At 68.7% G+C, this 12,197-nt stretch carries 11 protein-coding genes and 1 tRNA gene; 9 read left to right on the forward strand and 3 right to left on the reverse strand.

Features of this window, described 5'->3' with window-relative positions:
• The 7 genes from H8N03_RS15820 to H8N03_RS15850 all read left to right on the forward strand — a co-directional run bounded on the left by H8N03_RS15820 (window position 1) and on the right by H8N03_RS15850 (window position 8,103).
• Window positions 1–822, forward strand: a complete 822-nt coding sequence (locus H8N03_RS15820; protein WP_187077159.1) for a CheR family methyltransferase — start codon at window positions 1–3, stop codon at window positions 820–822.
• Window positions 819–1,415, forward strand: a complete 597-nt coding sequence (locus H8N03_RS15825; protein ID WP_187077160.1) for a chemotaxis protein CheB — start codon at window positions 819–821, stop codon at window positions 1,413–1,415. The genes H8N03_RS15820 and H8N03_RS15825 overlap by 4 nt, the downstream gene beginning before the upstream one ends.
• Window positions 1,412–2,554, forward strand: a complete 1,143-nt coding sequence (locus tag H8N03_RS15830; protein WP_187077161.1) for a hybrid sensor histidine kinase/response regulator — start codon at window positions 1,412–1,414, stop codon at window positions 2,552–2,554. Before H8N03_RS15825 ends, H8N03_RS15830 begins: the two co-directional genes overlap by 4 nt.
• Before the next feature lie 35 nt (window positions 2,555–2,589).
• A protein-coding gene (gene prfB / locus H8N03_RS15835) for a peptide chain release factor 2 (RefSeq protein WP_187077162.1) occupies window positions 2,590–3,694 on the forward strand; the annotation gives its coding sequence in 2 pieces (ribosomal slippage) (window positions 2,590–2,670 and window positions 2,672–3,694; 1,104 coding nt in all).
• Window positions 3,695–3,794: 100 nt separating this feature from the next.
• Window positions 3,795–4,454 (forward strand): HAD family hydrolase, encoded by a 660-nt coding sequence (locus tag H8N03_RS15840; RefSeq protein ID WP_255428236.1) that lies wholly within the window; start codon window positions 3,795–3,797, stop codon window positions 4,452–4,454.
• On the forward strand, window positions 4,447–7,089 hold the full coding sequence (pepN, locus tag H8N03_RS15845; protein WP_187077163.1) for an aminopeptidase N: 2,643 nt from the start codon (window positions 4,447–4,449) through the stop codon (window positions 7,087–7,089). The genes H8N03_RS15840 and pepN overlap by 8 nt, the downstream gene beginning before the upstream one ends.
• Window positions 7,090–7,098: 9 nt before the next feature.
• Window positions 7,099–8,103, forward strand: coding sequence for a class 1 fructose-bisphosphatase (locus H8N03_RS15850; RefSeq protein ID WP_187077164.1), 1,005 nt, complete (start codon window positions 7,099–7,101; stop codon window positions 8,101–8,103).
• A gap of 124 nt (window positions 8,104–8,227) precedes the next feature.
• On the opposite strand, the gene H8N03_RS15855 is transcribed toward H8N03_RS15850, so the two are convergent.
• From H8N03_RS15855 to H8N03_RS15865, 3 genes are read right to left on the reverse strand one after another with little or no spacing between them, the layout of a single operon-like run.
• Window positions 8,228–9,199, reverse strand: a complete 972-nt coding sequence (locus H8N03_RS15855; protein ID WP_187077165.1) for a Bug family tripartite tricarboxylate transporter substrate binding protein — start codon at window positions 9,197–9,199, stop codon at window positions 8,228–8,230.
• Between the two features lie 25 nt (window positions 9,200–9,224).
• Window positions 9,225–9,947 (reverse strand): class II aldolase/adducin family protein, encoded by a 723-nt coding sequence (locus H8N03_RS15860; protein ID WP_187077166.1) that lies wholly within the window; start codon window positions 9,945–9,947, stop codon window positions 9,225–9,227.
• A gap of 1 nt (window position 9,948) precedes the next feature.
• Window positions 9,949–10,935: a type 2 periplasmic-binding domain-containing protein gene (locus H8N03_RS15865; RefSeq protein ID WP_187077167.1), complete on the reverse strand. Its 987-nt coding sequence runs from the start codon at window positions 10,933–10,935 to the stop codon at window positions 9,949–9,951.
• A 90-nt stretch (window positions 10,936–11,025) separates the two neighbouring features.
• On the opposite strand from H8N03_RS15865, the gene H8N03_RS15870 reads away from it, so the two are divergent.
• A tRNA-Thr gene (locus tag H8N03_RS15870) sits at window positions 11,026–11,101 on the forward strand.
• Window positions 11,102–11,172: 71 nt separating this feature from the next.
• A complete protein-coding gene (locus H8N03_RS15875; RefSeq protein WP_187077168.1) occupies window positions 11,173–12,195 on the forward strand; it encodes an aldo/keto reductase in 1,023 nt (340 codons plus the stop codon).
• The last annotated feature ends 2 nt before the right edge of the window (window positions 12,196–12,197 follow it).

A 12,197-nucleotide genomic window follows, 5' to 3' on the forward strand; every position in this document is an offset into this window, starting at 1 on the left:
ATGTCGGTGGCGGACATCGAGATCCGCCTGCTGGTGCAGGCGGTGTACCTGCGCTATGGCCACGACTTCCGCGACTACGCCTTCGCCTCGCTGCGCCGGCGCGTGCTGCAGGCGCAGCAGCGCATGGGGCTGGGCTCCATCTCCGCGCTGCAGGAGAAGGTGCTGCACGACCCGGACGAATTCGCGCGCCTGCTGCAGTACCTCACCGTGCCCGTGAGCGAGATGTTCCGCGACCCGGCCTACTTCCTCGCGCTGCGGCGGCAGGTGGTGCCGGTGCTGCGGACCTATCCGTCCCTCAAGATCTGGGTCGCGGGCTGCAGCACGGGCGAGGAGCCCTACTCCATGGCGATCCTGCTGCTGGAGGAAGGCCTGCTGGAACGCACCATCCTCTACGCGACGGACATCAACCACGCCTCGCTCGAGAAGGCACGCCAGGGCATCTTCGCGCTGGACCACATGCAGTCCTTCACGCGCAACTACCAGCGCGCGGGTGGCCTGAAAAGCTTCAGCGACTACTACACGGCGGCCTACGGCGGCGCGCTGTTCGACCGCAAGCTGCGCGACAGCATCACCTTCGCCGACCACAGCCTCGCCACCGACGCGGTGTTCGCGGAGACGCAGCTCGTGTCGTGCCGCAACGTGCTGATCTACTTCAACCGCGGCCTGCAGGACCGCGCGCTGGGCCTGTTCCACGAGTCGCTCACGCGCCGCGGCTTCCTCGGCCTGGGCTCCAAGGAGACGCTGGACTTCTCCGCCTACGCCGATCGCTTCGAGCCGGTGAGCCGGCCCGACCGCCTCTACCGCAAGCGGGGGGACGCATGAAGACCGCCCTGCCGAAGCGCTTCGCCTTCGCCGCCGAAGCCGTCGCGATCGGCGCGTCCGCCGGCGGCATCGACGCGCTGTTCACGCTGCTGGACGACCTGCAGCCGCCGATGGCAGCGCCCATCATCATCGTACTGCACCTGCCCGAGGACCACGAGAGCCGCCTGGTGCAGGTGTTCGCGCAGCGCACGCGCGTGCCCGTGCACGAGGCGCAGCCCGGCGCGCCCGCGGCGCCCGGCGCGGTGTACTTCGCGCCGCCGGGCTACCACCTGCTGGTGGAGACGGACCGCACCTTCGCGCTGAGCTGCGACCCGCCGGTGCTGTTCTCGCGGCCCTCGATCGACGTCATGATGGAATCCTGCGCCGAAACGTATGGCCCGGGCCTGCTCGGCATGGTGCTCACCGGCGCCAACGAGGACGGCGCCGCCGGCCTCGCTACCATCAAGGCCCGCGGCGGCCTCACGGCGGTGCAGGACCCCGCCGAGGCGCTGCACGCCACCATGCCCAACGCCGCCATCGCCGCCGCCGATCCCGATTTCGTCCTTCCGCTGGCAGGCCTGCACCGCCTGCTGCACACTGTGGCCTGCCGATGAGTTCCCCCACCCCCGAAGCCAACATCCTCCTGGTCGACGACCTGCAGGAGAACCTGATCGCGCTCGAAGCGCTGATCCGTGGGCCGGGCCGCCGCATCTTCACCGCGCGCTCGGGCGACGACGCGCTGTCGCTGATGCTGGAGCACCCTTTCGCGCTCGCCATCCTGGACGTGCAGATGCCGTCCATGAACGGCTTCGAGCTGGCCGAGCTGATGCGCGGGACGGAGCGCACCCGCACCATCCCCATCGTGTTCGTGAGCGCCGCCGGCCGCGAGCTGAACTACGCCTTCCAGGGCTACGAGTCCGGCGCCGTCGACTTCCTGTACAAGCCGCTCGACCCCCATGCCGTGCGCAGCAAGGTCTCCGTGTTCGTGGACCTGTTCCGCCAGCGCCAGGAGCTCCAGGAAGCGCAGGTGCAGCTGCAGCGCGCGGTGGCCATGCGCGACGACTTCATGTCCATGATCGCGCACGAGCTGCGCAACCCGCTGAACTCGGTCTACCTGCAGGCGCAGCTGCGCCGCAAGATGCTGTCCTCGCCCAAGGCGCCCGATACGCAGGCCATGCAGAAGATGGTGGAACGCGACGAGCGCCAGATCCGCAGCATGGTGCGCCTGCTCGACGACATGCTCGACGTCTCGCGTGCGCGCACGGGCAAGCTGGCCATCGTTCCCGCGGAGTTCGACCTCGCCGCGTCCGCGCAGGCGGTCGTCGAGGCGATCCAGGAGCAGGCCAACGCGACCGGCGTGCAGCTCACGCTGGCGGCGCCCGAGTCGCTGCGCATCGTCGGCGACGAGTTCCGCATCGAGCAGGTGATCACCAACCTGCTGACCAACGCGCTGCGCTACGGCGGCGGCAAGCCGGTCGTCGTGACCGTGGGGCTGCGCGACGACCTCCGCGAAGCCTTCGTGTCCGTCCGCGACCAGGGCATGGGCATCGCGCCCGCCGACCAGGAGCGCATCTTCGAGCAGTTCGAGCGCACCGAAGGCGCGGCGCAGGTCGCGGGCCTCGGCCTCGGCCTGTACATCGCGCGGCAGATCGCGCAGGCGCACCAGGGCCGGCTGGAGGTGCGCAGCACCGTGGGCCAGGGCTCCGAGTTCATCCTCTCCCTGCCCCTGCCTGCGCCCGCGAGCCCGGCATGAGAAAATTCAGGGTTCGACGAAGGAATGAATAGAACATGGACGCAGAACGCATCAACCTGATCGGTACCACCCTGCAGGACCTGCAGGCCCGGACGGCCGATCTCCGGAGGTATCTTTGACTTCGATGCGAAGTCGGAGCGCCTGAGGACCGTCAACGCCTCGCTGGAAGACCCCGCGGTCTGGAACGACCCGAAGAAGGCGCAGGAACTGGGCAAGGAACAGAAGCAGCTGTCCGGCGTCGTGGGCACGATCCAGACGCTGGAGCGCGAGCTCGCCGACAACCTCGAGCTCTACGAGATGAGCAAGGAGGAAGGCGACGAGGCGGGCCTGCAGGCCATCGAGGCCGAAGGCAGCAAGCTCGAAGCCCTGGTCAAGGACCTGGAGTTCCGGCGCATGTTCAACCAGCCGGCCGACCCCAGCAACTGCTTCCTGGACCTGCAGGCCGGCGCCGGCGGCACCGAAGCCTGCGACTGGGCCAGCATGCTGATGCGCCAGTACCTGAAGTACGCCGAGCGCAAGGGCTTCAAGACCACCGTGGAAGACGAGACGCCGGGCGACACGGCCGGCATCAAGAGCGCCACGATCAAGATCGAGGGTGACTACGCCTTCGGCCTGCTGCGCACGGAAACGGGCGTGCACCGCCTCGTGCGCAAGTCGCCCTTCGACTCCTCGGGCGGGCGCCACACGAGCTTCGCGAGCGTGTTCGTCTATCCGGAGATCGACGACTCGATCGAGATCGACATCAACCCGGCGGACGTGCGCACGGACACCTACCGCGCCTCCGGCGCCGGTGGCCAGCACATCAACAAGACCGATTCGGCGGTGCGCCTGACGCACATCCCGACCGGCATCGTCGTGCAGTGCCAGGACAGCCGCTCGCAGCACTCCAACCGCGACGTCGCCTGGCGCCGCCTGCGCTCGCGCCTGTACGACTTCGAGATGCGCAAGCGCATGGAAGCGCAGCAGAAGCTGGAAGACTCCAAGACCGACGTGGGCTGGGGCCACCAGATCCGCAGCTACGTCCTGGACAACAGCCGGATCAAGGACCTGCGCACCGGCGTGGAGATCTCGGCGACCCAGAAGGTGCTGGACGGCGACCTCGATGCGTTCATCGAGGCTTCGCTGAAGCAGGGCGTATGAGAAGGAAGCATGTCATTGCGGGCCTGACCCGCAATCCATGCGGCTTCCGCGCCGCAACGAACGCCCCATGGATCCCGGGTCAAGCCCGGGATGACAAGCCTTGAAGGCCGCTGCCCTCATCTTCGACATGGACGGGACCATGGTGGACTCCATGCCCGCCCATGCGAAGAGCTGGGACCTGTTCCGCCAGCGCCACGGCGTGCAGCTGTCCGTCGACGAGATCCTCAAGCGCACCACCGGCCGCAACGGCATCGAGTGCGTGCGCCTGCTGCTCGGCGACGACCTGCCCGAGGAAGAAGCGAAGCGGCTGATCGACGAGAAGGAAGCGGACTACCGGCGCATCTTCGCGGAGGACTTCCGCGAGGTCGCCGGCTTTTCCGAGTTCGCGCGGCGCGCGCAGGCGCGCGGGCTGAAGATCGCCGTGGCGACCGCCGGGGACAGGAACAACCTGCACTTCGTGCTGGAACGGGTGCACGTGAGACCCGAGGCCGAAGTGCGCGGCGACCAGGGCCTGCCCGGGAAACCGGAGCCGGACATCTTCCTCGCCGCCGCGAAGAAGCTCGGCGCCGAGCCGCGCGACTGCATCGTGTTCGAGGACGCGCCTTTCGGCATCGAAGCCGCGCACCGCGCGGGCATGCGGGCCGTCGCCATCTGCAGCACCCACAAGGCCGAAGAACTCGCAGGCCCGCACGTGATCGCCTCGGTGCGGGATTTCGAAGAACTCATGAAGAACGATTTTCTGGAGAGCCTCCATGCGTGAAGGAACATCCAAGGTCATCTACCGCGCGGACTACCAGCCGCCGGCGTTCTGGATCGACAGCGTCGAACTCTGCTTCGACCTCGACCCGGCCAAGACCCGCGTGCTCAATCGCATGCGCATCCGCCGCAACCCCGACGTGATGCCGCAGCCCCTGCGCCTCGACGGCGAGGAGCTGAACCTGGCGCGGGTGCTCGTGGGCGGGCAAGGCACCTCCTTCAAGATGGAGGAAGGCCAACTGGTGCTGGAGAACCTGCCCGAAGGCAACGAGCCCTTCGACCTGGAGATCTTCACCACCTGCGCGCCGGCGAAGAACACCAAGCTGATGGGCCTGTACGTCAGCAACGAGTCCTTCTTCACCCAGTGCGAGGCGGAAGGCTTCCGCCGCATCACCTACTTCCTGGACCGTCCCGACGTGATGGCCAGCTACACGGTGACGCTGCGCGCCGACAAGCAGAAGTACCCCGTGCTGCTGTCCAACGGCAACCTGGTCGACCACGGCGACCTGGAGGACGGCCGCCACTTCGCGAAGTGGGTCGACCCCTTCCGCAAGCCCAGCTACCTGTTCGCGCTCGTCGCCGGCCAGCTGGTGTGCCGCGAGCAGCGCATCGCCGCGCGCAACGGCAAGGACCACCTGCTGCAGGTGTACGTGCGCGCCGGCGACCTGGACAAGACCGAGCACGCGATGAACTCGCTCATGGCCTCGGTCGCCTGGGACGAGGCCAGGTTCGGCCTGCCGCTGGACCTGGAGCGCTTCATGATCGTCGCCACCAGCGACTTCAACATGGGCGCGATGGAAAACAAGGGCCTGAACATCTTCAACACGAAGTACGTTCTCGCCAACCAGGCCACCGCCACCGACGTGGACTACGCCAACATCGAGTCGGTGGTGGGCCACGAGTACTTCCACAACTGGACCGGCAACCGCGTGACCTGCCGCGACTGGTTCCAGCTCTCGCTGAAGGAAGGCCTCACCGTCTTCCGCGACCAGGAGTTCAGCCAGGACCTGGCCGGCGATGCGTCGGCGCGCGCGGTCAAGCGCATCGAGGACGTGCGCGTGCTGCGCACCGCGCAGTTCCCCGAGGACGCGGGCCCCATGGCCCACCCCGTCCGCCCGGACCAGTACCTGGAGATCAACAACTTCTACACCGTGACGGTGTACGAGAAGGGCGCGGAGGTCGTGCGCATGATGCAGACCCTGGTGGGCCGCGAAGGCTTCGCCAAGGGGCTGTCGCTGTACTTCCAGCGCCACGATGGCCAGGCCGTCACCTGCGACGACTTCGCCCAGGCCATCGCCGACGCGAACCCGGAGTCGCAGCTCGCGCAGCGCCTGGACCAGTTCAAGCGCTGGTATTCGCAAGCCGGCACGCCGCGCGTGCGGGCGCAGACGCACTTCGACGCGGTCTCGGGCATCTATACGCTGACGCTCACGCAGAGCTGCGCGCCCACGCCCGGCCAGCCGGAGAAGCAGCCCTTCGTGATCCCCGTGGCCCTCGGGCTGCTGGATGCGGAGGGCCGCGAGCTCACGAGCGGCCTGCACGTGCTGACCGAGGCGACCGAGACGCTCACCTTCCCGGGCTACGCGTCGGAGCCCGTGCCTTCGCTGCTGCGCGGCTTCAGCGCGCCGGTGATCCTGGACTACGACTACAGCGACCAGCAGCTGCTGGCCCTGCTCGCCAGCGACACCGACCCGTTCAACCGCTGGGAGGCCGCGCAGCGCCTGGCCACCGGCCGTGCGCTGACCTTCATCCGCACCGGCAGCCCGGTGGAACTGGATGCGCCCTACCTGGATGCGATGCGCACCGTGCTGCGCCACCCGACGCTGGATGCGGCCTTCAAGGAGCTGGTGCTGACGCTGCCCGGCGAGACCTACATCGCCGAACAGCTGGACGTGGTGGACCCGCAGCGCATCCACGCGGTGCGCGAGGCGATGCGCGAGCAGCTGGCGCGCGCGCTGGCCGCCGAATGGGAATGGGCTTACGAGGCGCACAAGGACAACGGCGCCTACCGCCCGGACCCGGTGTCCAGCGGCCGCCGCGCGCTGGCCGGGATGGCGCTGACCAACCTGTGCCTCGCCGCGCGTTCCTCGGGCGACGCGGTGTGGCCCGGCAAGGCCTACCAGCGCTTCAAGGACGCGTCCAACATGACCGACCGCTTCAACGCGCTGGCCGCGCTGGTGAGCACCGGCCATCCGCTCGCGGCCGAGGCGCTGCAGCGCTTCCACGCCATGTTCAAGGGCGAGGCACTGGTGCTGGACAAGTGGTTCGCCCTGCAGGCGGGCGCGCCCGACCGCGGAGGCAACATCCTGCCCACCGTGAAGCAGCTGATGGTCCACCCGGACTTCAACATCCGCAACCCGAACCGCGCGCGCAGCGTGATCTTCAGCTACTGCAGCGCCAACCCGGGCGGCTTCCACCGCGCGGACGCGGCGGGCTACGTCTTCTGGAGCGACCGCGTCATCGAGCTGGATGCCATCAACCCGCAGGTCGCCGCCCGCCTCGCGCGCGCGCTCGATCGCTGGAAGAAGCTGGCCGAGCCCCTGCGCGGCGCCGCCCGCGAGGCGATCGCCCGCGTGGCCGCGAAGCCCGACCTGAGCAACGACGTGCGCGAGGTGGTCACCCGCGCGCTGGCCGATTAGAGTTCAACCATGAGTTCCAACACCTCCCTCACCCGCTACCTCGTCGAGCAGCAGCGCACGCACGGGCACATCCCCGGCCAGCTGCGCCTGCTGATCGAAGTGGTGGCCCGCGCCTGCAAGCGCATCAGCCATGCCGTGAACAAGGGCGCGCTCGGCGACGTGCTGGGCACCGCCGGCACGGGCAACGTGCAGGGCGAGATCCAGAAGAAGCTGGACATCATCGCCAACGAGGTGCTGATCGAGGCGAACGAATGGGGCGGCCACCTCGCCGGCATGGCCAGCGAGGAGATGGAAGGCATCTACGTGGTGCCCAACCGCTTCCCCAAGGGCGAATACCTGCTGCTGTTCGATCCGCTGGACGGCTCCTCCAACATCGACGTCAACGTGAGCATCGGCACGATCTTCAGCGTGCTGCGCATGCCCGAGGACGACCGCGGCGTGGACGAAGGCGACTTCCTGCAGTGCGGCCGCAAGCAGGTGGCCGCCGGCTACTGCATCTACGGCCCGCAGACCACGCTGGTGCTGACCGTCGGCGACGGCGTCGCGATGTTCACGCTGGACCGCGAACAGGGCTCCTTCGTGCTGACGCAGGAGGACGTGCGCATTCCGGAGGACACGAAGGAATTCGCTATCAACATGTCGAACATGCGCCACTGGGACGCCCCCGTGAAGCGCTACATCGACGAGTGCCTGGCCGGCAAGGAAGGCCCGCGCGGCAAGGACTTCAACATGCGCTGGGTCGCCTCGATGGTGGCCGACGTGCACCGCATCCTCACGCGCGGCGGCATCTTCATGTACCCCTGGGACAAGCGCGAGCCGGACAAGCCGGGCAAGCTGCGCCTGATGTACGAAGCCAACCCGATGTCGTGGCTGGTGGAGCAGGCGGGCGGCGCGGCCACCAACGGCAGGGAGAAGATCCTCGACATCCAGCCGAAGAAGCTGCACGAGCGGGTGTCGGTGATTCTCGGCTCGAAGAACGAAGTGGAGCGCGTCACTTCGTACCACCAGCAGTAGGCTGGGTTTCGCGCGGAACCGTCGGCCGGGCTTCGCGCCGGAGCGTAGGCTGGGTTTCGCGCCAGCGAACCCCAGCGCTTTCGCGCAAACCGCTGGGGTGCGCGTGCGCGCAACCCAGCCTACGTCACTCCGGCTGGATGTTGTTCCGCCGGATGAACTCCCCCCAGTGCTGCCGCTCCTTGCGCAGCTCCGCCGCGAATTCCTCCGGCGTGTCGTGCACCGGGATCAGCGCCTGCTGCTCCAGCCGCTGCACCACCGCCGGATTGCGCATGGCCTTGCCGACTTCCTCGCCGAGCCGCTTCACGATGGCCGGCGGCACCTTCGCGGGCGCCATCACGCTGAACGACGTCCACGCCCGCACGCCGGGGTAGCCGGCGTCGCCCAGCGTGGGCACGTTCGGCAGCAGCGGCGTCTTCTGGTTCACCGCGAGCGCGACGACCTTGCCGGCCTTGATGTGCTGGTCGATCGACGCCAGGTCCGTGAACATGAACTGCAGCCTTCCGCTCAGGAGGTCCTGGTACGCCGGCGCCACGCCCTTGTACGGCACGTGCGTGAACCTCGCGCCGGTGGCGTCCTCGATCATGCGCACGCCGACGTACACGGGGCTGCCCACGCCGGCGGAGCCGTAGAAGAACTTGCCCGGCTCGCGCTTGCCGGCGTCCACCAGGTCCTTCAGCGTCTTCCATCCGGTGGCCGGGGAAGCCACCACCACCATCGGCGCCATGACGCCGCGCGTCACCGGCGCGAGGTCGCGCTCGATGTCGAAAGGCATCGTCTTGAGCAGCACCGGGTTGATGCCCAGCGAGGAGTTGGAGGCGACGAGGATCGTGTAGCCGTCGGGCTCCGCCTTCGCCGCGATGTCGGCGCCGATGTTGCCGCTGGCGCCGGGCTTGTTGTCCACGACGAAGGACTGGCCCGTCTGTTCGGTCAGCGCCTGCGCCAGGATGCGCCCGAAGGCGTCCGTGCCGCCGCCCGGCGACGAAGGCACGATCACGCGCACGGGTCGTGCCGGCCAGGCGGCTTGCGCGAACGCGCCCGCGAAGGGTGCCAGCAGGATGCCGCCCAGGACGGTGCGGCGGGGCAGTTGGAAAGCCATGGTGTCTCCTCCTCGTTCGTGTCGTTCAGAGCCCGCGGCGCTGGCGGGCCGCTTCCTTCCACAGCGCCCAGGGCCGCTCCACCTGCCCTTCGGTGCTGGCCATCGCGGCCACCGCTTCGCCGTCCGTGAGGTATTCGGGGTCCCCGAGCTGCAGTGCCTGCATCTGCAGCTTCGCGTTCACTTCCGCGTACACCGCGCGGTAGACCACCAGCTTCAGCGACGGTGCGACGGTCGTGGAGCCGTGCCCGCGCATCAGCACGAAGCTGGCCGAGCCGAGCGTGTCCGCCAGGGCGCGGCCGAGGCGGTCGTCGCGCACCAGGAGGTCGCTCGCATCGCCCGCCGTGTCGCGGATCTCGAACAGCGGCGCGCCCGCGCCGAGGAAGCCGCTCATGTGGCACACGGGCCGCAGGCGCGCCCGCCGCGACACGGAGAACGGCACCACGGAGGGCGAGTGACTGTGCACGACCGCCATCACGTCGGGGCGCGCGCGGTAGATCGCGCCGTGGATGAAGCGCTCCAGGTACACGCGACGGTCGCCAGCATCGAGCGGCGTGCCGTCGAGGGCGAACTGCAGGATGTCCTCCCGGCGCACCTGGCCCGGCGCCATGTTGCGCGCGAGCAGGAAGCGGTCGGGCGCGCCGGGGTGGCGCACGCTCACGTGGCCGAAGGCATCCAGCACGCCTTCGTCGAGGAGGATGTGGTTGGCGGCGACGAGGTCGTCGACCAGGGCGGGATCGGGTGCGGTCATGTCAGATCTTGGCCATTTCGTACGTGGTGGGCGCGAACAGCTCCTCGAGCTGCACCTTGCGGGCGGACAGGCCCTGGTCGTGGTGGTGCGCCAGGAAGGCTTCGAGCGTGACCCGGTTGTCCTCCACGCCGTAAGGCCAGTAGTCGCGGCCCATGAGCTGCTGCGTGGCGGCCAGCAGCTCCTCCAGGAAGGGCAGCGAAGCCTTGGGCGCGGAGGGGTCGGCCAGGCGCTCCAGCGCGATCGCCTTGGCGGCCTCGAAGGCCTTGTAGACGGCGACCGGCAGCCAGCGGTGGCGCTCCACCAGCTCGCGGCGGATGCCCACGACGTGCATGATCGGGAAGATGCGCGTGCGGCGGTAGTAGTCCTCCGCGGCCGCGGTGGGGTCGGCGTAGAACCAGCCCACCTGCGGGTTGCGGCCGAAGCACGACGGCGCCCGCGGGCCCACGAAGGCGTCGAGGTCGCCGCGATCGAGCATGGCCGCCAGCGTGTCGCCTTCCGGCGCTTCCTCGATGCGCACGCCGGGTGGCAGCTGGATGCGCAGCTTCTCGGCGCGGCCGGGCGTCTCGATGCCGCCGCGCACCCACGTCACCTCGGAAGGAAGGATCCCGTGGTCCTCCTTCAGCAGGGAGCGCGCCCAGACGTTGGCCGTGAGCTGGTACTCCGGGATGCCCACGCGCTTGCCGCGCAGGTCCGCCGGCGTGCGCACCCGGTCGCGGCGCACGTAGATGGCCGTGTGGCGGAAGGCGCGCGACAGGAACACCGGGACGGCCACGTAAGGGCAGTCGCCCTGGGACACCTTCAGCGTGTAGCTGGAAAGCGAAAGTTCGCCGATGTCGAACTCGGTGCCCCGGAAAGCCCGGAAAAAGGCCTCCTCCGGCGACATGGTCATGAAGACGGGGTCCACCCCGTCGATGCGCACGCTGCCATCCAGCAGCGCGCGGGTGCGGTCGTAGTCGCCCATGGCGACCGACAAGGCGAGTCTCTGCAAAATCCTGCTCCCTTTCTGGCGCCGGATTCTGACGGCAGCGCAACAGCCCGTCCATCCGGTCCAACCACATGCCCTATAATGGCAGGCTTCGCCGGAGTAGCTCAGTCGGTAGAGCAGCTCATTCGTAATGAGAAGGTCGGGGGTTCGATTCCTCTCTCCGGCACCAGAAAAGCAGGCCCCTTGTAGATCAACGATTTACAAGGGGTCTTGTCTTTGGAGGGTTCACCAGGAGAAGCAATGGACTACCGCCGTCTCGGCCGCTCCGGCCTGAAGGTTTCGCCCCTCTGCCTCGGGGCCATGATGTTCGGCGACCAGGCCGACGAAGCCGCGTCGCGCGGCATCATCGCCGCGGCCCGCGAAGCCGGCGTGAACTTCATCGACACCGCGGACGCCTACGTGGGTGGCCATTCCGAGCGGATCGTCGGGAAGGCCGTGCAGGCCGAGCGGGACCGCTGGGTCGTCGCCACCAAGGTGGGCTACCTGCCCGACCCGCTGCTCGCCACGCCGCCGGACCTCTCGCGCAAGAACCTGTTCCGCGCGGTGGACCAGAGCCTGCGGCGGCTGGACACCGACTACATCGACATCTACTACCTGCACCGCGACGACCGCACGACGGCGCTGGAAGAAACGGTGCATGCGCTGGCGGACCTCGTGCGGCAGGGCCGCATCCGCCATTTCGGCGTGTCGAACTTCTCCGCGTGGCGCATCGCCGAAGTCGTGCGCCTGTGCGACGAAGCCGGCATCGACCGCCCGGTGGCCTGCCAGCCGCTGTACAACGCGATGAACCGCACGGCGGAAGCGGAGCTGCTGCCCGCCTGCACCTACTACGGCATCGGCGTGGTCCCGTACAGCCCGCTCGCGCGCGGCGTGCTCACGGGCAAGTACGCGAGCCTCGACCAGCTGCCCGAAGGCAGCCGCGCGGCGCGCAAGGACAAGCGCATCCTGCAGACGGAGCTGCGCGGCGAGTCCGTGGCGCTGGCGCAGGAGGTGAAGAAGCATGCCGAGGCGAGCGACAGCACCGCGGCGCACTTCGCGCTCAAGTGGGTCCTGGACAGCGCCGCCGTCACGTCGGTGATCTGCGGCCCGCGCACGCTGGAGCAGTGGCAGGACTACGTGGCGGCCTTGCAGGAAGCGCCTTTCACGGCGGAAGACGAAGCGCTTGTGGACCGCCTGGTGCCCGCAGGTCACCCTTCCACGCCGGGCTACACGGACCCCAACTATCCGGTGCTGGGGCGGCTGCCGCGCAGCAAGCGCGGCTGAAG

Source organism: Ramlibacter cellulosilyticus, assembly GCF_014297465.1.
In the GTDB taxonomy this organism is placed as follows: Bacteria; Pseudomonadota; Gammaproteobacteria; order Burkholderiales; family Burkholderiaceae_C; genus Ramlibacter; species Ramlibacter cellulosilyticus.

What these genes read in the sequence shown, in the direction of transcription:
- pepN (WP_187077163.1), top strand. Translation starts at nt 4,447, where the DNA reads ATGCGTGAAGGAACATCCAAGGTCATCTACCGCGCGGACTACCAGCCG.
- H8N03_RS15830 (WP_187077161.1), top strand. Translation starts at nt 1,412, where the DNA reads ATGAGTTCCCCCACCCCCGAAGCCAACATCCTCCTGGTCGACGACCTG.
- H8N03_RS15825 (WP_187077160.1), top strand. Translation starts at nt 819, where the DNA reads ATGAAGACCGCCCTGCCGAAGCGCTTCGCCTTCGCCGCCGAAGCCGTC.
- H8N03_RS15875 (WP_187077168.1), top strand. Translation starts at nt 11,173, where the DNA reads ATGGACTACCGCCGTCTCGGCCGCTCCGGCCTGAAGGTTTCGCCCCTC.
- H8N03_RS15850 (WP_187077164.1), top strand. Translation starts at nt 7,099, where the DNA reads ATGAGTTCCAACACCTCCCTCACCCGCTACCTCGTCGAGCAGCAGCGC.
- H8N03_RS15855 (WP_187077165.1), bottom strand. Translation starts at nt 9,199, where the DNA reads ATGGCTTTCCAACTGCCCCGCCGCACCGTCCTGGGCGGCATCCTGCTG.
- H8N03_RS15860 (WP_187077166.1), bottom strand. Translation starts at nt 9,947, where the DNA reads ATGACCGCACCCGATCCCGCCCTGGTCGACGACCTCGTCGCCGCCAAC.
- H8N03_RS15820 (WP_187077159.1), top strand. Translation starts at nt 1, where the DNA reads ATGTCGGTGGCGGACATCGAGATCCGCCTGCTGGTGCAGGCGGTGTAC.